Source organism: Xenorhabdus innexi, assembly GCF_002632485.1.
Lineage (GTDB): Bacteria > Pseudomonadota > Gammaproteobacteria > Enterobacterales > Enterobacteriaceae > Xenorhabdus > Xenorhabdus innexi.
The window spans coordinates 63,519-85,760 of record NZ_NIBU01000013.1 but is presented as its reverse complement, the minus strand read 5'-3'; the positions used below and the strand labels follow the sequence as shown (position 1 = coordinate 85,760).

The window sequence follows — 22,242 nt, the reverse complement described above, 5'->3', positions numbered from 1 at the left end:
ATGTTGAAATCATCAAGCAGAAAACATCACTTTCAATAACCCGAATTACTGGTTACGCTTTGTGAAAATAATTTTTTTGTTGATTTATTCTATGTAAATAATTAAAAAGTAACTTTTCATGAAGAAACAAAATATTTATTTAAACAGGCATCGCAGTTAACTTATGAAAGCCACCAAACAAACTACATCTGCCATGCCTGTTTTATTTATTACAACTTATATATTCCAACGACCGAAACTCTTGTCACATTGCCATCCAATTCTTGAGCATGAACAAGTGCATTATCCTCCAGAATAGTTAAAAATTGAGCCGCCAAATTATTATTCATATCAATATCTATCGCAACTTGAGTACTCACTAAACATGTATTGGTATTACTAAAGCCGTTATAAGTCACAATATACTTATTCATGTATTATTCTCCTATTTTATATTTATCGCCTATACGCTACATGGGATATATTCTCTTTACCATATGATAAATTAATGGTCTGTTTTAAATTTCGTCTAACGCTACTCATAACTGAATGCCGGAATGAAAAACCCCGCTGAAAATGAACTTATTTAGCCAAAAGTAAACCTTCGCAGAGAAACCACGCAGACTTATAAAAATGGAGGCTAGAACGAGTAAACGTAACCAGCAAAGTTTAGGTCAAAATACAACCTATTGGTTTTTCGTGTAAATTCCTTCTGTTAATAATGTAGTTGTCTATGTCACAATGGCACCTTAAACACAGCCTGAGGGTATTAAAGCCATGCTGTGAGAATAAATTGGATACAACTATGGAAGAAAATATACAACCCACCCACCCACCTGAAACTGAAGGCTCGCATCTTCAGCGAAGCCTGACTAACCGACATATACAGCTTATTGCTATCGGGGGCGCTATCGGAACCGGTCTGTTTATGGGATCAGGTAAAACTATCTCCCTTGCAGGGCCTTCGATCATTTTCGTTTATATGATCATCGGGTTTATGCTGTTTTTCGTAATGCGTGCAATGGGAGAGCTATTGCTTTCCAACTTACACTATAAATCATTCAGTGATTTTGCTGCTGACCTTCTGGGGCCATGGGCCGGTTTTTTTGTGGGCTGGACTTATTGGTTCTGCTGGGTAATTACCGGCATTGCTGATGTCGTTGCCATTACCTCTTATGTTGGGTATTGGGCACCCGGTTTCCCTGAATGGGCGACTTCTCTTTTATGCGTTTTGATCTTGCTGACCCTGAACCTCGCCACAGTCAAACTGTTTGGTGAGTTGGAATTCTGGTTTGCGATGATCAAAATTGTTGCCATTGTTGCCTTAATTGTGATTGGCGGAGTACTGATCAGCTCACACTTCCAATCGCCCGCAGGGCATATTGCGGCTCTTTCCAATGTCTGGGGAGACGGAGGCATGTTCCCTATGGGGCTAAGCGGTTTTTTTGCCGGCTTTCAAATCGCAATATTTGCTTTTGTTGGGATTGAGCTAGTCGGAACTGCGGCGGCAGAAACCAAAAATCCGATGAAATCCCTGCCGAAAGCAATTAATGCCATCCCTGTCCGGATTATCACATTCTATGTGCTAGCATTGATTGTTATTATGTCAGTTACACCATGGCGTGCCATTGTGGCGGATAAAAGCCCCTTTGTAGAGCTGTTTGTCCTTATCGGGTTACCGGCTGCTGCCAGCATTGTAAACTTCGTCGTACTGACTTCTGCCGCATCGTCAGCAAACAGCGGCGTTTTTTCTACCAGTCGGATGTTGTTTGGTTTATCTAAGGAAAGGAATGCACCAAAACAGTTCAGCCAGCTTTCCCGGCGTTCAGTGCCTGCATCAGGTTTAATTTTCACATGCTTATGTCTCTCCTGCGGCGTTATTCTGATCTATTTTATTCCTGACGTAATGCGTGTTTTTACTTTGGTAACAACGGTATCAGCCATTCTGTTTATGTTTATCTGGAGTATGATTTTGTGCTCTTATCTGGCTTACCGGAAACATCGCCCTGAACTGCATAAAACTTCTGCCTATAAAATGCCATTTGGTATTGTTATGTCATGGGTTTGTCTGGCTTTTTTTGCTTTTGTCTTAGTCCTGCTGTCTTTACAACCGGATACCAGGCAAGCACTAATTGCTACTCCAGCCTGGTTCATTATTTTAATGATTGGGTATCAGATTGTGAAAAGACGTAAAGCCCATAGCTAAAAAAATAATCATGCAATCAATGGCTCGAAGCTCGGGCCATTTTTTATAGATTTTTTAGAAACCTACTATTTTCGTTCCCTGATGAAATCTGAATTTCCACTCTCCTGATGCAGATAATTGCCAGATTGATGAACGTAGTGCTCCATTATATCGCCGCCCGTTTTTATCCTTCTCATAAGATTGATAAGTGAGTAGTACAATATTTTTATCCAGAATCTGCATATTAAAATTTTTTGAAAATATTTTGGAAACAGTATTTATTTCTTCCTTTAAGGATTTTACCACAATTTTCTTTGTATAAAGATAACCTGACTTTCCTATTTCCAGAAAATCATCATGAAAAACATTATTTAACCAATCGGCATTACATCTATTTTTTCCATGAAGACTAACCTCAAGATTTTTTATTATTTCGAAAATAACTGAATTTTCCTGATCCATTGATAACCTCAAACTATAATAATTGATTAAAGTCAGCATTATTTATTTTCAAACATTATATTTACATTTAATGCTTTATCGGGTAATTATGATAAAGTCAAATTCAGAAGAGGTATATATGAAAATAAAAATCAGATCTGCTGAAACTGAAGATGCTGTGCATTTTCAGCGAATTTTTGGCCACCCCGATGTTTATCTCTATACATTGCAACGTCCATGCCCATCCCTTGAGATGTGGCGTGAGCGTCTTGAGAAAAATAGAACTCAGGGAGTATTCGACTTCGTGGCAGAAATAGACAGTAACGTTGTTGGTACACTGGGGTTATATAGCTATCCTAACCCAAGGCGCAGGCATGTTATCACTCTCAGTATTAGTATTGACCCCGAATATTCAGGCAAAGGCATTGGTTCAGAAATGATCGCATTTGCTATTGACTATGCCTATAACTGGCTTGGCTGCATTAGAATTGATCTGGAAGTATTCACTGATAATGAAAAAGCAATAGCGCTTTATACTAAATTTGGTTTTGAAATGGAAGGAATTCAGCGTAAAGCAGCTCTTAAACAAGGGCAATATTGTGATGTGATGGACATGTCTCTAATCAATAAGCTGGCTTTATAACACATCATAAAATAGTGACTTTTCTTAAAAACATAGAAAATTTTCATTTTGGCAAACAGGTTTATTGATTATATGTCTGGCCAGATAATTTATCAGCCAGACATGAACTCTTAAAAACCCCGTTGCAATATTTTACATTCATATTCCTGTGAATTTAACTGGTTCTGCAACTGACGTATAAGCGTATCCTGATGATTGAAATCACTATATATTAGTAAATCAAACGCTGCATAACTATATTCTGGCCATGTATGGATAGAAAAATGTGAGCCTGCGAATATTATTGCTCCACTGATACCATAAGATTCCGATTGGTGAAAATAGCAATTAATAATATTAAAATTACACTGACGGGAAATATCCATCATCATATTTTCAATAGTTGATATACTTTTCAACTTATCACTCTCACAGTTTTTCATTTCTATGATGATATGAGTCCCGAACTGTTTTGTATCAGCGGGCAAATGGATTTTCTCCTGACCCTGATATTGAAATTTGGTTCCGTTACACTGACTACAACCTGTTTCTATTAACTGTTCTATGGTTAATAAATCTTTTCCATATCCGATAGTAAGTCTATTTTTACACGATTTACACTGATAAAATTTTATACGCGGGTTAATTTCTCCAGTATATATTTTATTTGAATAATCACTGTGTTCTGAAATAGTTGGGTATGTATTTTTTGTAGTAGAGAGTGTATACAAATCACTGACATTACCTATAATACTCCCACCATAATATTTATTAAATTGTGGATGGATGTTTTTGATAAAAAGATTCTGGTCACTAAAGAGTTTTTGAACCTCGTAATTTTCTTTAGGTTTTTTTTGCCCAAATGATAGTAATATCTCACTACCATCATTTTTAGAAAAACTAATTGCTCTCGATAGAAATAACTTTAACCCACTAAAGGTATAGGGTGGATCTGTTAAAATCACATCAAATGACCTGACATATTTATTTGGTTCTTTTAGGTTTAAATATTCAGTATTAATCGTAAAGTTATTTTCTTTTGCCACATTCTCAATAAATTTTAACAGCTCTTTATCAATATCTTTAACATAAATATTTTCATGACCATAATGACCTAATTTTTTAAATGCCATCATTAAAGCCAGCGATGTCAAATCATCATCACCTAAAAAAAGGATTTTTTGTTTAAATACTATCGGATTTCTGAGTAATAGCATAACCCTTCGTATCGATGTATCCAGAGTAGCATGAGCCTGATCTAACAATACATTTACTCGAGGGCGGCTATCATATACAGGAGTAAGTAAATTGGCTAAATCGACTTTAAATTTTTCATGCTCTTCTGATGAAGACAGTTTGTTATATAAATTATAATTAACCTGTTTATAATTAAGTTCATCCTTAACATATTTAACCCCTACTGAATTTAATTTAAAAACCCCTTTATTCTCTGCTAAATTTGATTTTATTAATTCTTTTTTAAAAGCGGATACGATAGGAATAGGCAATCCTATTTTCAATGATAACTCTTTATTTGACACGCAATCATTCAAATATAAATATACAAATAATTTCTCTAACACTTCAATGGGTTGTTCTAAATTCATATTTTTTTTTATGGTACAGAGTATATTCATTTTAATCTCTTTTATGGCTTTCAGTCCTTCATATCAACAATATCATGAAAATGATGATTTTATTAATTAAACTACTGCATATTAAAACACCACCAATATTATTATTGGTAGCAATCTATGTTAAATAATTTAATTTTGCAATAGGAATAGTTACCAAAAAATGGATGAAATATTTTCAGTAAGTGACTATAATAAAACAATATTATTTAAGTGTAATTTCTCCTTAAAACTTCACCCGAATAAAAAAATTTCTTTCTCACCAAAAATAGTGAAAATTATATTTATTCAGGAAAATAAAGAGAAATAACAATATTAAATATTGATAACATTAATAGGGGAGTGCAATCAACTTATAAGATAATGGAGGAGTAACTATAAATAAATGTAACATCTTCAATGCAAGATATTACACTCTTTGCCTTAAAAATTTCTGCGGCATACATATATTTTCTGGCGCAGCAAGACGAACGAGATTTTTTCGAATCATGGATCATGTGGATAAGCATTAATTTCAACACTTACTTTTCATTCTATAAGATATAAATAACACCCTGAATTAAATAGTGAATTTGTTATTATCAACAACAACAGTATTGTCGAAAAATAGCTTTCCACCCTGAAAAATTAAGTCTAAGTGATGGCTACCTAATTCTCCACCACCTAATCCAAGATGTAATCCGGGGTGCCTTTCTTCAAACCCTGCATTTAAGCCATACAGCCCCTTTACACCACAATTAGTGCCGATACCAAACTCTTCAATAGTGCTGTTACTTGGATTAGTGGATAGATATTTATCAAAATCTTTTGAAAATTCCGCGCTGTGACAGGAAAAATCGACAATTTTGCTATTTTTAATTTTTAGGTTGAAGAAATCCCTGACAACACCATACTTAATTGCAAAGGGTATTGTACTGAGGAACGCACCACTAAAGCTGATAGAACCTTCCAATTTATGCAATTTTGTAGCAATTTCACCCGGTGTCAGATCATAATTGCCAATACCATCAATTGATGTCCATGATTGGTTTTTGCCAAGAGTAGCAGTAAGCGCCAGCTTATCGCTCTGCTGATAGGTTACTTTTTGGCTATTATTAGCCAGATGAATTAATGTGTTGTTTCTACTTTTAATTAAATCTAATTCTTCTGAGAATGCTTCATAAAAATGCATACCATAATCTTTAAATAAAACAGACTTCCGCCAGTTTTCCCGCATAACTTTTCTTATTGCTGATAAAAATTCAGGCCCAGATGATTTAAAGGGTTTTACTGTTGAAGAAAGATAAAAGAATACATATAAATCGCAGAGTTCAATTTCTTTGATTAATTTATCAGAAGGTGTTATGTCAAGTGATAATGAGGATATATTCAAAAAAGGAAATTCTGAAGAGACGTTTATAATATTTTCAACAAGATCTTTATGTTCTTTATCCCATCCGATAAGTATATTAATCACATTTTTATGACTTTTTTCTTTAATAGCTGGGTGATGTAACAGGCAGTTAAGCATATTCTCTATATTTTTTCTTCTTTTATTAAAAGTTAACATAATAGCCATCCAATAATTAACGGGGGGAATTCCCCCGTTAAGTTGTCAGAATTCTAATTTATATAAATCTAAACAGGCCACATTGCAGTTCCAACTGGAACAACAGCTTTTTCCTGCATTATTTCAACGGCTTCTTCAAAAGTTTCTTCTTCAAACCATTCGTTTAATTCGATAGCATTTTTTTCCATCTTTTAACTCCAGTTTTTATATTGCCGAGTGTAAATGTATGCTAACGGTTACTGCACATAGCAATTCAAAAAAACTATAAATTGGCCAACATAAACACACCATAAACAACGTTGATATATTTTATATAAGACAGTCTTACTTCCTATTTTTCTTAATGAACACTTAATGTTATTACTATTTTTTATAACTTAAGGTTTTATCATCTGCCCGGAAAGTTGCTGCAATTTTTGGGAGACAATATCTGTAAGAAAGTCTGCTACCTTTCTTATTTTAGGAGAATGTGCTAAATCGGCCTGAATAACAAGCCAAATAGGTAGCTCTAATTCTAACTGAGAAGAAAGACAAATAAGATCAGATTTATCAGTAATAAAATGAGGCAGGATTGCCAATCCCAGACCTGCTTTAACCGCCGCAACCTGAGCTGAAAGAAGAGCTAAATCAGCATCCCCCCGCTAGCTGATGGGGCAAGGTATGCCTAAAGCCGTTGAAAAAATCATGCAATAACCTCAGCTATGAATTTCGTATTATACATGGCACAAATTCATAACAATGTGGATATTCGGTACTGACGCTATTATGGAAATATATAACCTGTCACTGAGTACCGGAATCCAATCTCTGCCCAGTCAATTTTAATTCAGGCATTGTGATTGAACGATCGGAAATAAATTATGGAACTAATCATGCAAGAATATCCTGAATTATGGGTTGAACTTATGTACGCCCTGAGAAATGTCTGGCCACAAATATCCGGCGCATTACTGGCTATCATGATCTGTTATGGACGCCTGATTTACGATGGGGTGGAACGGAAAAATCAATGGGCTGAACCTCTTCTCTGTGGAGCACTTTCATGGGGGTTTTCAAGTGGGTTGGAGCTGATTGGTATTCCCGTCAGCGTATCACCCGCCCTTGGTGGCGCCGTAGGTTTTATTGGTGTAGAGAAACTACGTGAATTTGCCATACGCGCTCTTGAGCAACGTCTGAATGAAAAATTCCATAAATAGATAACCAGGTGTGAATAAATATTAAAGCTCCGCATAATATGGGGGCTATTAAATCAGTGTTCTGATAATAAATATTATATTCCCGCTCTCTAAAACTATATCATCAAATAACTGTGATTTAATGATATGGCACAACATCATTATTACCTGTTAAATTCTCCGGCATACCAACCTCGGAAAGAGATTGGATATAAGTTATCGCATTCTGTAGATGAAAACAGATGAGTTATTTTTATTAAAATCTTAAATAAAAGAGAGGTTATCTATGGCTAATTATCTGATCCGTGTTGAAATTTATGGTGCAGGCTCAAGAGAAATTAATGCACTTGATCAATCAATGAAAGTAATTGATTTTCATAGAAAGGTAAGATATGCCAATGGTGATGTAATGGCTTTGCCTGCCGCAACTTATGTTGGTTCATCATTACATTCAGCAGCCGAAATAAGAGACAGGGTTTTTAAGTTAGCGTCTCCGCTTTCAGTGAAACATCCTTCGATATTTGTTTGCCAATATAATGAATGGTCTGCATATCTTTATCCTGCATCTATCATTGCAGCGGCATCAGAATCTTAATTAAATATCGAAAAAGATGGCTCTCGGTTAAATATATTTGAAGCCACCTTTATTAAATGAGCCTCTGGAATATCAGAGGCTCTGAATATATTTATTTGGTTTTATATTGCGCTTCTGCTTCCATAAAACGTTGTTGAATCGCTTTATTTGGTACTTTACCCAACAGGCTTACAACTACAATGGCAAGTGAGGCCAGAATAAAGCCGGGGATAATTTCATACAGACCAAACCACTGATACTCCATCCACACCAATACTGTAATTGCTCCAACCAGCATACCCGCTAGTGCGCCATTACGTGTCATTCGTTTCCAGAGTACTGAGATCAGTACCACTGGGCCAAATGCCGCACCAAAACCAGCCCAGGCATTACTGACAAGCGCCAGTACCTTATTATTCGGATTGGTTGCAATAGCTATCGCGATCGCTGCCACAACCAGAACCATTAAGCGCCCAATCCACACCAACTCTTTCTGGCTTGCTTTGGTACGGACAAATGCTTTATACAGATCTTCTGTCAATGCACTGGAGCAAACCAACAACTGGCAGCTCAGGGTACTCATAATTGCCGCTAAAACGGCTGATAACAGTATGCCCGTAATCCATGGATTGAATAAAATGACGCCCAGTTCCATGAAGATACGCTCACTATTCTGCATAACATGCCCGGCCTGTGCCGGATTCTGGTCAAAATAGGCGATACCAAAGAAGCCGACAGCGACAGTTCCTGCAAGACATAAAAACATCCATGTCATGCTGATACGGCGGGCTTTATGAATAGTCTGGTGAGAATCTGCTGCCATAAAGCGGGCCAAAATATGGGGCTGACCAAAATAACCGAACCCCCAGCCAAGCAGGGAAATGATCGTTATCGTCTGTACTCCCTTAAACATATCCAGATATGCGGGATCTTTAGCTTTGATAATATCAATGGCTGATTCAAATCCACCTACTTTTAAAAGGATCAGAACAGGAACCAGAATTAAAGCAAAAATCATTAAGGTTGCCTGAACGGTATCTGTCCAGCTTACCGCCAGAAAACCACCGAGGAAGGTATACGCAATAGTTGCCAACGCACCCAGCCAAATGGCTTTTTCATAGCTGATACCGAATGTGTTTTCGAACAATAATCCACCGGCAACAACCGCAGATGCACAATAAATTGTGAAGAAAGTCAGGATAACTAATGCGGAAATAATACGCAGTAGTTTGCTTTTATCTTCAAAACGATGGGTAAAATAGTCAGGCAATGTTAATGCGTTATTATTGGCTTCAGTATGGACTCGTAATCTCCCTGCAATCCATTTCCAGTTCAGATATGCCCCCATCAGGCAGCCTAACGCAATCCAGGCTTTGGACATGCCTGCCAGAAAAATAGCACCCGGCAGCCCCATTAATAACCAGCCACTCATATCAGAAGCGCCGGCAGATAGTGCTGTTACCACACTGCCCAATCGTCGGCCACCCAGAATATAGTCATCAAAATTCTTAGTGGCGCGGTAAGCCATGAAGCCTATCAGCAGCATCCCGGCTATATAGACAATGAAGGTAATTAGCATTGGTGAATTTACTGTCATGCAGGTTCTTCTCCATAGTGTTTTTTTGCATAAGTATTTTTTGCAAATCTTGTTTATTCAGGTGGTTTGATTTGCATCAGTAATGTGATCTGTACTAAAAATTTTCGCTTTTTTCAGCGCAATATCTCTCTCAGGACAAAATGTTCTGTTGTCAGGTGTTACCCTTCTTTCTTTCAGATTGCCTTTTTGCTGCTGGCTGTATGCAACTCGAAATTTACCGGGTATGCCAGAGTTGTACCTGAAGATTATTTCACCTGAAGGTGGCGTTGTTCCAATATGTATAATTTATATTTGTAATTATTTAAAAATCACTTTCTATCCTAAATTAGCTAAAACATTTTTAACAACTGATTAACGGCATTTTTTACAAGAAACGCTCGCCAAGTCACATTTATCACTCCTGAAGTTGTACCTTTCATAAAAGGCCTTATTTAGGAAAATAAAAATAATACTTACCTATCAAATAGATAATAGTTTAATAGTCATAAAGCCGTAAATTATATGTTCAAAATCAGATTAATTTCACAAATTCTGAATAATGGCTTTTAACAAAGTTGCACAAAGTTGCAACATGAAAGATATTATCCCGTAACTTGATTAGCCTTCCTATTTAAGGAGTGAGAATGGGTAGTACCACAATGGGCGTGAAGCTTGATGAAGCAACGCGTAATCGCATCAAAGCTGCTGCACAACGAATTGAACGCACACCACACTGGCTGGTTAAGCAAGCCATTTTTAATTATCTCGAACGTCTGGAAAATGAGGAAAAGATCCCGGAAATATCAGCGTCTCAGGATAACAAAGAAGAAAAGATTTCCGAAGAAGAATCACCGATTGAAGCCCGTTATCAGCCATTTCTGGACTTTGCCGAGCATATTTTACCCCAATCGGTGAAACGTTCTGCAATTACTGCAGCGTACCGCCTGCCTGAAACACAGGCTGTTCCGATGTTACTGCAACAAGCTCAACTACCAGAAGAACAATCCAGAGCAACGCATAAACTCGCTTATTCCATCGCAGAAAAACTACGTCAGCAAAAACAGGGGATTGGAAGATCCGGTCTGGTTCAGGGGCTGCTACAGGAGTTTTCACTCTCCTCACAGGAAGGTGTCGCACTGATGTGCCTTGCCGAAGCCCTGTTGCGCATTCCCGATAAAGCGACCCGCGATGCGCTGATCCGCGACAAAATCAGTAACGGCAACTGGCATTCTCATCTGGGCCAAAGCCCGTCTATGTTCGTTAATGCCGCAACATGGGGATTGCTGTTTACCGGTAAATTAGTCTCGACCCATAACGAAGCCAAATTATCGAACTCACTGACCCGTATCATCGGCAAAAGCGGGGAGCCATTGGTACGCAAAGGCGTAGATATGGCAATGCGTCTGATGGGAGAGCAATTCGTCACTGGCGAAACCATTGCTCAAGCCCTTGCCAACGCTCGTAAACTGGAAGAAAAAGGCTTCCGTTACTCTTATGATATGCTCGGTGAAGCGGCACTGACTGAAGAAGATGCACAGGCTTATATGGTCTCTTATCAGCAGGCCATTCATGCCATTGGTAAAGCATCGAACGGTCGGGGCATTTATGAAGGGCCGGGGATCTCTATCAAACTTTCAGCCCTGCATCCCCGCTATAGCCGCGCCCAGTATGAGCGAGTGATGAATGAACTCTACCCTCGCCTGCTTGCCCTGACTTTACAGGCTCGCCAGTATGATATCGGTATCAATATTGATGCTGAAGAAGCCGACAGGCTGGAAATTTCCCTCGATTTGCTGGAAAAACTCTGCTTTGAACCGCAACTGGAAGGCTGGAATGGGATCGGTTTTGTTATTCAGGCCTATCAGAAACGCTGTCCTTTCGTCATTGACAGTATTATCGATTTAGCACAGCGTAGCCGCCACAGACTGATGATACGTCTGGTAAAAGGTGCTTATTGGGACAGCGAAATCAAGCGCGCCCAGATTGATGGTCTGGAAGGCTATCCGGTTTATACCCGCAAAGTGTATACCGATGTTTCTTACCTTGCCTGCGCCCGCAAATTACTGTCCGTTCCTAATCTTATTTACCCACAGTTTGCGACGCATAATGCCCATACTCTGTCTGCCATTTATCACATTGCCGGCCAGAATTACTACCCAGGGCAGTATGAGTTCCAGTGTCTGCACGGAATGGGTGAGCCGCTTTATGAACAAGTGGTGGGTAAAATTGCCGATGGTAAACTGAACCGCCCATGCCGAATCTATGCACCGGTCGGTACTCATGAAACTTTATTGGCCTATCTGGTACGCCGTTTGTTAGAAAACGGAGCAAATACTTCATTCGTTAACCGTATCGCTGATACCACTCTGCCGATTGATGAACTGGTTGCTGATCCGGTGAAAGTGATTCAGGAATTGGCTCAATCCGAAGGGCAAATAGGCCTGCCGCATCCGAAAATTCCGTTGCCCGTTGATTTGTACGGTAAAAACCGTGTCAATTCATCTGGATTAGACCTTTCCAGTGAACATCGTCTGGCTTCTCTTTCCAGCGCTCTGTTAAGTTCTTCAATGGAAATATGGAACAGCGAACCGCTATTAGGCGGCGATTATACCCATTCTGAGGAATTACCGGTTGCCAGCTCGGTCAATAATCCGGCTAAATCTTCTGATATCGTCGGTTATGTTCGTGAGACTACAGAACAGGAAGTCAGCCATGCGCTGGAAGTCGCAACCAATGCCGAAACCATCTGGTTTGCTACGCCACCGTCAGAGCGGGCTGCGATCTTAGTCCGCGCGGCGGAATTGATGGAAGATAATCTGCAATCCCTGCTTGGTATTCTGGTGCGTGAGGCGGGTAAAACATTCAACAATGCCATTGCTGAAGTCCGTGAAGCCGTAGATTTCCTCTATTACTACGCCGATCAGGTTCGTCAGGATTTCGCCAATGATACCCATCGCCCGCTTGGGCCTGTAGTCTGTATCAGCCCATGGAACTTCCCTCTGGCGATTTTCACCGGTCAGATTGCTGCTGCACTGGCGGCCGGTAACAGCGTACTGGCGAAACCGGCGGAACAGACACCATTGATTGCAGCAGTCGCTGTTAAAATGCTGCATCAGGCGGGTATTCCACGCGATGTACTGCAATTACTGCCGGGACAGGGGGAAACCGTCGGCTCAATGTTAGTCGGTGATGAACGTGTACGCGGTGTGATGTTTACCGGTTCTACCGAAGTCGCCAGCCTCTTGCAGCGTAATATCGCCGGACGCCTTGACGCACAAGGTCGTCCTACGCCATTGATCGCAGAAACCGGCGGAATGAATGCGATGATTGTCGATTCTTCTGCGCTGACTGAGCAGGTTGTCACCGATGTAGTTGCTTCTGCTTTTGACAGTGCAGGCCAACGCTGTTCTGCCCTGCGCATTCTGTGTATACAGGATGATGTCGCAGACAGAACACTTACCATGCTGAAAGGCGCGATGGCTGAGTGCCGGATGGGGAATCCAGAACACCTGTTCACCGATATCGGCCCGGTGATTGATGCCGAAGCGAAAGCCAATATCGAGCGTCATATTCAGACGATGCGAACCAAAGGCAGAACAGTTTATCAGGCGACACATGAAAATGCCGCAGACAGTCAGGAATGGCCTCAGGGAATGTTCGTCAAACCAACGCTTATTGAGCTGGACAGTTTTGATGAGCTGAAAAAAGAGATTTTCGGCCCGGTTCTGCATGTTGTCCGTTTCAAACGGGATGAACTGGATCAACTGCTGGATCAGATTAACGCTTCCGGCTATGGCTTAACATTGGGCGTTCACACGCGCATTGATGAAACTATTGCTCATGTCACCGGTAAAGCCAAAGTCGGTAATTTATACGTCAACCGTAATATGGTCGGTGCCGTTGTTGGTGTGCAGCCATTTGGTGGTGAAGGATTATCAGGCACGGGGCCAAAAGCCGGTGGGCCGCTCTATCTTTACCGTCTGTTATCCCAGCGCCCGGTTAATGCCGCAACTCAGACATTGGCACGTCAGGATGAAGAATATCCGCTGGATGCCACAACCCGCACTATCCTGCACTCACCTTTCAACAAACTGGCTGAATGGGCTGAGTCAAATAACCACTCAGAGCTGAACAGGATAATTCAGGAATACGGTTTACTGGCTCAGGGCGGCACAATGCGTTTACTGCCGGGGCCAACGGGCGAACGCAATACTTATACCCTGCTGCCGCGTGGTCAGGTTCTGTGCCTTGCGGATAATGAACAGGATACGCTGATTCAATTAGCGGCGGTGCTTTCAGTCGGCTGTCAGGCCGTCTGGCAAAAAGACGATCTGCATCAACAGTTGCTGAAACAATTACCGGGCGAAGTCCGCCATTCCATTTCTTTAGTGAATGACTGGCAGAGCGACGACACGCAGATGGAAGCAGTGATTTATCACGGTGATTGTGATCAGTTACGGCAGGTCTGTGAAACCGTTGCGCAACGTAAAGGGCCGATTGTTTCCGTACAGGGATTTGCCCGGGGTGATACTAATCTGTTACTGGAACGCCTGCTGCATGAGCGTTCATTGAGTATTAATACTGCGGCGGCAGGGGGGAATGCCAGTTTAATGACGATTGGCTAACAGACTAAAAACTGAGTGAATTTATTTATAATCATTTGATTAAATCAAACGATTGAAATAAGCCGGCTAATTACATTTGATTATATATTTATAACCAAATAGACATGTAAGATATTATTATTTGTTCAATAAAATAGAGGGGAATGTATTATTTTTACATTCCCCTCTGAAATTGTTCAACCCAACAGACACTTCGTCTTTGCCGAATTAATCAATGCCCGTTCTGTTGCCAGCTCAGATATTGTTCGTACTTACGCAGCGCGATATTGTAATTACTGAAAGCAGACTCGGACAGCTTCTCACTCAATTTTTCCTGAATTTTTTCTGGTGTAAACTCTTCTTCAGGATAATTGTCTGAGGTCAGTAACTCATCCAGTCTGCGCAGACGAACCACGTATTCACGCACTGTGCTGTGGCTCATCTCGGTTTGTTCAAACAGATACTGTTTAAATGACATAATGTCGAAATAATCAGTCTGGCTATTGCAATAAATTTCACTACAGAAGCGGCACAGCGCTACAAATTTACCCTGTAACTCATTCCATGTTTTGTCATCAACCAATTCGGTCATCTCGGAAATTGCTTCTTTATTGATAACCTGACCGTTAAAAACAAGGGAAATACGGTCAAGAGTTTTATGACAATGCAGACAATGAGTCTGACTATGTTTATAGTCCTTAATATAACGGCTAAGAGGCCGTTTCTTTTGTGTTGTAACAGACATAAGAGATAAAGCCCTGTGTGTAGTCTTAACAAAAAAACAAATAAGCAAAAAGTTACTTCTCTGGATTCAAACGCGCCCGCAGCCTTTTTATTGCCTGGCTGTGGAGCTGACTCACGCGAGATTCCCCCACATTAAGCACCGCGCCAATCTCTTTAAGATTCAGTTCTTCCTGATAGTACAGCGTCAGAACCATTTTTTCTCTTTCAGGCAACGACTCAATGACATCGATAACCCGCTGACGGAGATCACCTTCCAGTAACTGTTGGAGAGGATTTGTCTCATGCTCTTCCTCAATTACCGGCTCACAGCTTTCACCGTGAATTTCGTGCCATTCGTCATAAGAAAATAGCTGACTGTTATTGGTTTCTAACAGTATTTGCCGATATTCTATCAGATTAATCTTTAATTCTTTAGCAACTTCCTGCTCACTGGCTGGACGGCCTAACTCTTGCTCAAGTTTACGGATGGTTTGCGTGACTTCCCGTGCATTGCGTCGCACACTGCGTGGCGCCCAATCACGGCTCCTCAACTCATCCAACATTGCACCTCTGATGCGCTGCACTGCATAAGTGGTAAACGCCGTTCCCTGTAGGGAATCGTAACGCTCCACCGCATTCAGCAACCCTATGCCACCGGCCTGAAGCAGGTCATCAAGCTCGACACTGGCAGGCAATCTAACCTGTAGCCGCAGTGCTTCATGGCGAACCAGTGGTACATAGCGCTTCCAGAGGCTATTTTTGTCCATCACGCCTTCGGCGGTATACAAATCGCTCACAACAACAGACACCTTTGGATAAGAGACTGGATACCATTATCCAATCCCCTAACGGGTACAATCGTTTGAACAATGAAGTAAAAGCGCTTCTTTTTCACCTATGCGAAATTTTTGCTGTCCGCCCGAATGAATAGCAAGTTTCAGGCTGTCCCTGACATTCAGTTAATACCCTATGGATTTCGAGTTGCATCGCGACGGCAAGGGAGCGATCCCCTGAGCATAGATAGCCGTATGTTTATAAAAACGGCGATCAGGGTAAGCGAGTGCAGCCAACAAAGAGGCAGCTTGAAAGACGACGGGTATTTAAAAAATAAGGATCGGCAAGCCGATCCTTATTTCATAAGCAGGGGCTATGCAGAGTAGTCTGCATAGGCCCTTAGCCGGATAATAAAAATTAACGCAGCAGAGACAGAACGGTCTGTGGAACCTGATTCGCCTGAGCCAGAACAGAAGTACCAGCCTGTTGCAGGATCTGACCACGGCTCATGTTAGAAACTTCAACCGCGTAGTCAGCGTCTTCGATACGGCTACGAGCAGCGCTCAGGTTGTTAACAGTGTTGTTCAGGTTGTTAACAGTAGATTCCAGACGGTTTTGAACTGCACCTAAAGAACTGCGCAGGTCATCAACCTGAGAAAGCGCTGAATCTAATTTACCTAATGGGCCAGCTTTTGCTGCAGCTTCTTTTTTTGCTGTTAATACTTTTTCTGCGTCAGCAATTTTCGTTTTCGCTGCGGTTTCTTTTGCAGCATCACCACCTGCAGCGGCTAGTTCTTCTTTAGCTGACTTCAAAGTTGCTTCAGCTGCTGTTACAGCCTTAGATTCTGCTGTCTCTTCTTTCTTCCCATCTACAGCGAAATCCTTTAAATTCAATTTAGCAACATTAATAGCTTCTAATTTAATGTCGATAGTTTCTCCGTCATTCGCGCCAACCTGAATACTCATTGATTTAACATCTTCTCTCAACACATGCACATTGTTGAACTGAGTTTGTTTAGAAATACGGTCAATTTCTTCCAGACGTTGATCAACTTCTTTCTGGATAGATTTCAGATCGCTAGGAGAGTTACTGCCGTTTTCAGACTGAACAGTCAGTTCACGTACACGTTGCAGGTTGTTGTTGATTTCGTTCAGAGCACCTTCGGTAGTCTGAGCAATGGAGATACCGTCGTTTGCGTTACGGGAAGCCTGAGTCAGACCTTTAACGTTAGCAGTGAAACGGTTGGCAATCGCTTGACCAGCAGCGTCATCCTTCGCGCTGTTAATACGTAAACCAGAGGACAGACGCTCAATTGCAGAACCTAAAGTACCTTGGGACTTGGTCAGGTTGTTTTGAGCCAGCAGAGATGAGTAGTTAGTATTGATTACTGATGCCATAGTAGAGTTCCTTTTTAAAATCAAGTCGATATAAATTATCTGAGCCTGTTTGCTCACGGTGTTCATCACCGCCAACAGTTTTATCGGCCCCTTAAAAAGAACCTTTAATATTTCTTGAAAAAAGTTTTACGTTTTTTCCTTACTCATTGTATCTAATATGAATTTTAAGTTAGCTCACAACAGCAAGTCAGTCACAAATTCATCGGGAGTATAGATAACTCTCTACTTATAACTACATATAACTACATATAACTACAGTGACCGGCGTAAGCGAATGCGGCCAACAAAACAGCAGCCCGAAGGACAACAGGTATACTGATAACCCAAACAGCGCCTGTTCTCATCAACTATTCCCTCCATCAAAAAAATCCTTTTTTCAGTAAACTTTTGGCAAATTAATCCGATAACAACTCCAGTGATGCTTTACTAATAAAGGAGTCAATATGGCTAGCATTTCCTCATTAGGGGCCGGGTCCGGGATGGATTTGGGTTCTTTGCTGGATAAACTTCAGGCAGCAGAAAGAAAACGTTTAGAACCATTAGCGCAGCAACAAACAAGCTATAAAGCAAAGCTGACCGGTTTTGGCACATTAAAAGGCAGTCTGGAAAAACTTCAGACCGCCTCCGAAGAACTGAAAAAATTCGATAAGCTTAATACAACTAAAACAAGCGAAGATCATAAATCATTTACCCCAAGCACGGATTCCAAAGCCAGCCCGGGGAACTATGAAATTGAAGTTAAGCAACTAGCCAGGGCACAATCTTTACAGACCAGCACGGTTTCCAGCGTAAAAGACCAACTGGGTGAAATTCCGGCGACAGGTAACTCCCGTACCATCATTATTGAGCAGGATGGTGAAAAACCGGGCGAAAAAGTTGAAATGAAGATTGCTCTGACAGATGAGCAGACTTCTCTGGTTGAGATCCGTGATGCGATCAATAAGCAGGAAGGCAATGTTAACGCCAGCATTATCAAAGCTGATGATAAAAATAATTATCTGATTCTGACCGCTAAAAAAACCGGTACACAATCGATGATGAAAATCAGGGTTGAAGGCGATAATAAACTGCACGAATTGCTGGAATATCCACCAAGCGATGAAAAACGTGCTAGTGCAATGCAACAAAAAGTTGCCGCACAAAATGCACTGTTAACCGTTAATGGTGTTCCGATTGAGCGCCAGAGCAATGAAGTAAAAGATGCACCGGAAGGCATTACTCTGAATCTGAAAAAAGTTTCAGAAAAAGTCACAGAAAAAATTGTGAAGGAAGGTAAAACAAAAGAAGAGGAAGTGGTAAAACCTGAAACTTTAATTGTTTCCCGTGATATTGAACCGATGCAGGAAGCGATTAAAAAATGGGTTGATGCTTATAATGAATTACAATCCACTTTTGATTCACTGACTAAATTTAAAGCGGTCGGAAAAGGTGAAGCTGCGTCAAAAGATAATGGTGCCCTGCTTGGTGACGGAACGCTGAAAAATATCCAGAACCAGTTAAGACACCAATTATTTGCAGCCCAAAATGTTGCTGATATTGCTACCTTAAATAAATTGGGTATTAAACAGAAATTGGACGGCACTCTGGAAATCAGTAAAGAAAAACTGGAAAAGAACCTGAAAGAAAAACCTGCCAATGTGAAGGCTTTCTTTATGGGTGATGGTGAAAAAACCGGCTTTGCAACCCAGACTTACAATCTGTTAAAGAAAACACTAGATAGCCACGAAGGTACTATCGCAACCGCCACTGAAGGTATTAATAAAAGTCTGAAAACGCTTGAAAAACAAGTAGAGCGGACAAACGACACTATTGATGCCACAATGGAGCGTTACAAACGTCAATTTACAGAATTGGATAAACTGATGAATTCACTGAATAACACCAGTTCATCCCTATTCCAGCTTTTAAGATAATTAAAGGATAATATGTATCAACGTTCGGCAAGCCAGTTATACGCTCAGGTAGATCTTGAGAGCGAAATTATGAATGCTTCTCCCTATCAGTTGATTCAGATATTGTTCAATGGGGCGCTCAGCGCCCTGCGTCGTGCAATTATTCTGATGCAACAGGGAAATATCCCGGAAAAAGGTTTAGCTATTTCAAAGGCGATAAATATCATTGATAATGGTCTGAAAGAAGGACTTGATTTCGAAAAAGGCGGTGAGATTGCTCAGAATCTTTCTGCTTTATATGATTATATGAGTCGTCGTTTACTCCATGCTAATTTACGCAACGATGAGAAGGCTATTACCGAAGTGATTGATTTACTTACCGAGATTTCAGATTCTTGGCGGCAGATAGGTCCTCATTATAACGCCAGTCAGGATATTGTTTGATGAAAAATGATCTGGATCTTTTGTCAGCTTACCAGCAGATCCTTAGTTTAAGTGAGCAGATGCTTGATTTAGCTAAAAATGAAAAATGGGATGTACTTGTTGATATGGAAATCACCTATCTGAAAGCAGTAGAAGTGGTTACCTTAATATCAGAAAATTCAGATGCTCCCATTTCATTGCAGCAGAAATTAACCAAAATTTTGCAGACTGTCTTAGATAATGAAAAAGAAACTAAGCGGTTATTACAAAAACGATTAGATGAACTCAGCGACCTGATTAAACAGGAAAGCTGTAAACAATTATTACATGATACTTATGGGCAATTCCCTGTCAGTGATTATGAAATGGAGTTAACACCTACGACAGAGAAAACATAATAATAGCAACGAACCATAATGTTTTATTAATATAATAATAATTAGTGGTATCGCTTATTGGTTTTATTTCAGGTGGTGTCATTTAGTCACCATCCCTTTTTCGGGGAGCCTGATTCGGCATTATATTTTATGCATAATCGGCAAACAATCAATATAAAAATACAAACATTTCCAACACAAAAAATTAACGCAAAGATGATAATCACGGCTTTTTTTTGCAATAAAAAGATGGAAGAACAATCAATATTTATTATTACTTAAAATGATATATTCAATGGAATGATATGAAAAAATTACTTACTTTTACGATGTTGTTTATTCCGTCTATAGGTATCGCTTCGGCAAATGAAAATCTGAATTACTGTGCGACAACAGAATCATGGGCTGCTCATAAGGTTATAACTTCTGCCGTCAGAAAAAATAACCAACTGGATAAATATCAGGCAAAATCAATATTAATTAACAGACACCTTCTGGAAAAGAATAAGTCCCCGATAACTTATTCAGAATGGGGAAAGCTTTATTCCCAAACAATAGAAGTCACCATTCCTTATATTGATAAAGATAAATCACCAATGATTATTATTGCCTCATCGATTATATCAGCAGAGGAATGCTCTTTTTCCGATCCAACCTATATTGATATCACTCCAAAAAGTTATTAATATCCTCTCACAGACAAGTCTCGGTGACTGTATTAACAGTCACCGGCGATTGAATATATGATCTGTAATCCTAATAAACTCATACCCAATGGGTTCAAGTTGCATAGCAAAGCAGAAGAGACAACCTGAAAAACGAAGGGTATAGACAAGATGAGGCTGTTATGACTAACAATATCTTACAGGCACTCACTTTATTAAAAGCCCAAAAATGGATCGATCTGACACACAGTTTTAATCAGAATTCACCTCATTTTTTTATGTTTGACCCTGCTCAAATTAAGACATTATTCAGCTATCAGGATGGTTTTTTCGCCCAACAATTTACTTTTGTCGGGCAATACGGCACACATATTGATGCTCCCTGTCATTTTATATCCGATGGTCGTTTTCTGAATGAACTTGAATTAAAAGAACTGGTGTTGCCATTAATTGTTATTGACCAATCAGAACGGGCAGAACAAGAACCTGATTTTTCACTGTCCAAAGAAGATATTCTTCGTTTTGAAGCCGAACATGGCATTATTGAAGCCAATACTTTTGTTGCATTAAGAACAGACTGGAGTAAACGCTGGCCTTCTCAGGAAAAAATGGAAAATAAAGATACCCACGGAAATAATCAGACTCCCGGCTGGGGGTTAGATACTCTTAAATTTCTTTTTGAGGAAAGGAAAATAAAAGCTATCGGACATGAAACGCTTGATACGGATTCATCTAAAGATGCCAGAAATAATAATGGATTACTGGGTGAATATTACGTTTTGGCACAGAATACCTATCAAATAGAAGTGATGAAAAATTTAGACAAAGTGCCAACTCGTGGTTCGGTTATTTTTAACATTCCCGCTAAACCAGAAAAAGCCGCAGGGTTTCCGGTACGTTCATTTGCAATAATTCCGTAATTTACATTTAGTAGTTCAAGTTTTAATGAGGTAAAAATAGCAAACTTGAACTACTTATCTGAAAGCTAAACCCAGTAATCAGCTCCGATAATATTTTTTTCAAAAAAGATGGTGAATAAAGTATATTCTCAACGCAACCATTTAATTTATTTACCATTTGCACAGTTTATTTTTCACTAAATTAAAATAATTAAATGCAATTTAAAATACACTTAAAAATCAACACAGTTTATTTTCACTAACGGTATTAATAACAATATAACGCATTAATATTTATCATGCATGAAATTATTTTTTTATAATTTCATTTGGTGACAATCAATATTAATACTGCATCATAATTTTAATAACACCTGTATCTACTAATGATTCCCCAGTAATTTTAATCCCTCCTGTTAAAAAATAGATAAGCTCTGCCCCTTTTAGAAAGGGGATTAAAAAAATAAAGTATCCACCTTTATAAAGGTTATCTGTTCAACTTGTTCTCTGAGTAACTATACCGAATAAAAATATCGGAGATGGATCAAGCCATTATCCTAATAAGCAGGAGTTTTATAATGTCTATGCTGTGCAATCGTATCAATAACGAAATTCAACCTTCATATGAGCATATTTCTGTATCCTCATTTTCTGCTTACCAATTTCCTAACCATTATTTCTGGAAAGTTATCTGGTTTGATTTCCACACTTCATCCCTCCCTCTCGTTACAACTTCGGTTTAGTAATTCTCA

At 39.8% G+C, this 22,242-nt stretch carries 19 protein-coding genes and 1 pseudogene; 11 read left to right on the top strand and 9 right to left on the bottom strand.

Annotated elements, in window-relative coordinates:
• Positions 1–209: 209 nt before the first annotated feature.
• On the bottom strand, positions 210–413 hold the full coding sequence (locus Xinn_RS07595; protein WP_086956355.1) for a hypothetical protein: 204 nt from the start codon (positions 411–413) through the stop codon (positions 210–212).
• 371 nt (positions 414–784) lie between these two features.
• Between Xinn_RS07595 and cycA the strand changes: the two genes are divergently transcribed.
• Positions 785–2,185, top strand: coding sequence for a D-serine/D-alanine/glycine transporter (cycA, locus tag Xinn_RS07590; protein WP_086956354.1), 1,401 nt, complete (start codon positions 785–787; stop codon positions 2,183–2,185).
• Positions 2,186–2,239: 54 nt separating this feature from the next.
• Here the strand turns inward: cycA and Xinn_RS07585 are convergent, their stop codons facing one another.
• Positions 2,240–2,626, bottom strand: a complete 387-nt coding sequence (locus tag Xinn_RS07585; protein ID WP_169923545.1) for a nuclear transport factor 2 family protein — start codon at positions 2,624–2,626, stop codon at positions 2,240–2,242.
• A 118-nt stretch (positions 2,627–2,744) separates the two neighbouring features.
• Here Xinn_RS07585 and Xinn_RS07580 point away from each other — a divergent pair, with 118 nt between their 5' ends.
• Positions 2,745–3,248: a GNAT family N-acetyltransferase gene (locus Xinn_RS07580; protein WP_086956352.1), complete on the top strand. Its 504-nt coding sequence runs from the start codon at positions 2,745–2,747 to the stop codon at positions 3,246–3,248.
• Positions 3,249–3,358: 110 nt separating this feature from the next.
• On the opposite strand, the gene speD is transcribed toward Xinn_RS07580, so the two are convergent.
• The 3 genes and pseudogenes from speD to Xinn_RS07565 all read right to left on the bottom strand — a co-directional run.
• Positions 3,359–4,864, bottom strand: coding sequence for an adenosylmethionine decarboxylase (gene speD / locus Xinn_RS07575; protein ID WP_086956351.1), 1,506 nt, complete (start codon positions 4,862–4,864; stop codon positions 3,359–3,361).
• Positions 4,865–5,420: 556 nt separating this feature from the next.
• Entirely contained in the window at positions 5,421–6,410 is a 990-nt protein-coding gene (locus tag Xinn_RS07570; RefSeq protein WP_211286005.1) for a M29 family metallopeptidase, read from the bottom strand.
• 377 nt (positions 6,411–6,787) lie between these two features.
• A pseudogene (locus Xinn_RS07565) lies at positions 6,788–7,015 on the bottom strand (LysR substrate-binding domain-containing protein); the annotation flags it as partial.
• Positions 7,016–7,282: 267 nt separating this feature from the next.
• Here Xinn_RS07565 and Xinn_RS07560 point away from each other — a divergent pair.
• Together Xinn_RS07560 and ghoS are read left to right on the top strand one after the other, a co-directional pair.
• Complete coding sequence (locus Xinn_RS07560; protein ID WP_086956349.1) at positions 7,283–7,606, top strand: phage holin, lambda family; 324 nt, start codon at positions 7,283–7,285, stop codon at positions 7,604–7,606.
• 265 nt (positions 7,607–7,871) lie between these two features.
• Complete coding sequence (gene ghoS / locus Xinn_RS07555; protein WP_086956348.1) at positions 7,872–8,180, top strand: type V toxin-antitoxin system endoribonuclease antitoxin GhoS; 309 nt, start codon at positions 7,872–7,874, stop codon at positions 8,178–8,180.
• 91 nt (positions 8,181–8,271) lie between these two features.
• Here ghoS and putP read toward each other — a convergent pair whose 3' ends face one another.
• On the bottom strand, positions 8,272–9,756 hold the full coding sequence (putP, locus tag Xinn_RS07550; RefSeq protein ID WP_086956347.1) for a sodium/proline symporter PutP: 1,485 nt from the start codon (positions 9,754–9,756) through the stop codon (positions 8,272–8,274).
• A gap of 623 nt (positions 9,757–10,379) precedes the next feature.
• Here putP and putA point away from each other — a divergent pair.
• Entirely contained in the window at positions 10,380–14,360 is a 3,981-nt protein-coding gene (putA, locus tag Xinn_RS07545; protein WP_086956346.1) for a trifunctional transcriptional regulator/proline dehydrogenase/L-glutamate gamma-semialdehyde dehydrogenase, read from the top strand.
• 211 nt (positions 14,361–14,571) lie between these two features.
• Here the strand turns inward: putA and fliZ are convergent, their stop codons facing one another.
• From fliZ to Xinn_RS07530, 3 genes are all read right to left on the bottom strand, one after another.
• Positions 14,572–15,084, bottom strand: coding sequence for a flagella biosynthesis regulatory protein FliZ (gene fliZ, locus Xinn_RS07540; RefSeq protein ID WP_086956345.1), 513 nt, complete (start codon positions 15,082–15,084; stop codon positions 14,572–14,574).
• Positions 15,085–15,136: 52 nt separating this feature from the next.
• Positions 15,137–15,859: an RNA polymerase sigma factor FliA gene (locus Xinn_RS07535; RefSeq protein ID WP_047680173.1), complete on the bottom strand. Its 723-nt coding sequence runs from the start codon at positions 15,857–15,859 to the stop codon at positions 15,137–15,139.
• Positions 15,860–16,253: 394 nt separating this feature from the next.
• Positions 16,254–17,234, bottom strand: a complete 981-nt coding sequence (locus Xinn_RS07530) for a flagellin N-terminal helical domain-containing protein (protein WP_086956344.1) — start codon at positions 17,232–17,234, stop codon at positions 16,254–16,256.
• 443 nt (positions 17,235–17,677) lie between these two features.
• Between Xinn_RS07530 and fliD the strand changes: the two genes are divergently transcribed.
• The 6 genes from fliD (at position 17,678) to Xinn_RS21940 (ending at position 22,233) form a co-directional block, all read left to right on the top strand.
• On the top strand, positions 17,678–19,147 hold the full coding sequence (fliD, locus tag Xinn_RS07525; RefSeq protein ID WP_086956343.1) for a flagellar filament capping protein FliD: 1,470 nt from the start codon (positions 17,678–17,680) through the stop codon (positions 19,145–19,147).
• A gap of 12 nt (positions 19,148–19,159) precedes the next feature.
• The gene (fliS, locus tag Xinn_RS07520; RefSeq protein WP_086956342.1) at positions 19,160–19,570 is read left to right on the top strand and encodes a flagellar export chaperone FliS; all 411 of its coding nucleotides are present in this window, start codon (positions 19,160–19,162) and stop codon (positions 19,568–19,570) included.
• Positions 19,570–19,947, top strand: a complete 378-nt coding sequence (fliT, locus tag Xinn_RS07515; protein WP_086956341.1) for a flagella biosynthesis regulatory protein FliT — start codon at positions 19,570–19,572, stop codon at positions 19,945–19,947. The genes fliS and fliT overlap by 1 nt, the downstream gene beginning before the upstream one ends.
• Before the next feature lie 284 nt (positions 19,948–20,231).
• Positions 20,232–20,612, top strand: coding sequence for a hypothetical protein (locus tag Xinn_RS07510; protein ID WP_086956340.1), 381 nt, complete (start codon positions 20,232–20,234; stop codon positions 20,610–20,612).
• Positions 20,613–20,773: 161 nt separating this feature from the next.
• Positions 20,774–21,511, top strand: coding sequence for a cyclase family protein (locus Xinn_RS07505; RefSeq protein ID WP_086956339.1), 738 nt, complete (start codon positions 20,774–20,776; stop codon positions 21,509–21,511).
• 557 nt (positions 21,512–22,068) lie between these two features.
• Positions 22,069–22,233, top strand: a complete 165-nt coding sequence (locus Xinn_RS21940; RefSeq protein ID WP_169923544.1) for a hypothetical protein — start codon at positions 22,069–22,071, stop codon at positions 22,231–22,233.
• The last annotated feature ends 9 nt before the right edge of the window (positions 22,234–22,242 follow it).

Coding starts and splice junctions, on each gene's coding strand:
- Xinn_RS07595 (WP_086956355.1), bottom strand. CDS start 413: ATGAATAAGTATATTGTGACTTATAACGGCTTTAGTAATACCAATACA.
- cycA (WP_086956354.1), top strand. CDS start 785: ATGGAAGAAAATATACAACCCACCCACCCACCTGAAACTGAAGGCTCG.
- Xinn_RS07585 (WP_169923545.1), bottom strand. CDS start 2,626: ATGGATCAGGAAAATTCAGTTATTTTCGAAATAATAAAAAATCTTGAG.
- Xinn_RS07580 (WP_086956352.1), top strand. CDS start 2,745: ATGAAAATAAAAATCAGATCTGCTGAAACTGAAGATGCTGTGCATTTT.
- speD (WP_086956351.1), bottom strand. CDS start 4,864: ATGAATATACTCTGTACCATAAAAAAAAATATGAATTTAGAACAACCC.
- Xinn_RS07570 (WP_211286005.1), bottom strand. CDS start 6,410: ATGTTAACTTTTAATAAAAGAAGAAAAAATATAGAGAATATGCTTAAC.
- Xinn_RS07560 (WP_086956349.1), top strand. CDS start 7,283: ATGCAAGAATATCCTGAATTATGGGTTGAACTTATGTACGCCCTGAGA.
- ghoS (WP_086956348.1), top strand. CDS start 7,872: ATGGCTAATTATCTGATCCGTGTTGAAATTTATGGTGCAGGCTCAAGA.
- putP (WP_086956347.1), bottom strand. CDS start 9,756: ATGACAGTAAATTCACCAATGCTAATTACCTTCATTGTCTATATAGCC.
- putA (WP_086956346.1), top strand. CDS start 10,380: ATGGGTAGTACCACAATGGGCGTGAAGCTTGATGAAGCAACGCGTAAT.
- fliZ (WP_086956345.1), bottom strand. CDS start 15,084: ATGTCTGTTACAACACAAAAGAAACGGCCTCTTAGCCGTTATATTAAG.
- Xinn_RS07530 (WP_086956344.1), bottom strand. CDS start 17,234: ATGGCATCAGTAATCAATACTAACTACTCATCTCTGCTGGCTCAAAAC.
- fliD (WP_086956343.1), top strand. CDS start 17,678: ATGGCTAGCATTTCCTCATTAGGGGCCGGGTCCGGGATGGATTTGGGT.
- fliS (WP_086956342.1), top strand. CDS start 19,160: ATGTATCAACGTTCGGCAAGCCAGTTATACGCTCAGGTAGATCTTGAG.
- fliT (WP_086956341.1), top strand. CDS start 19,570: ATGAAAAATGATCTGGATCTTTTGTCAGCTTACCAGCAGATCCTTAGT.
- Xinn_RS07510 (WP_086956340.1), top strand. CDS start 20,232: ATGAAAAAATTACTTACTTTTACGATGTTGTTTATTCCGTCTATAGGT.
- Xinn_RS07505 (WP_086956339.1), top strand. CDS start 20,774: ATGACTAACAATATCTTACAGGCACTCACTTTATTAAAAGCCCAAAAA.
- Xinn_RS21940 (WP_169923544.1), top strand. CDS start 22,069: ATGTCTATGCTGTGCAATCGTATCAATAACGAAATTCAACCTTCATAT.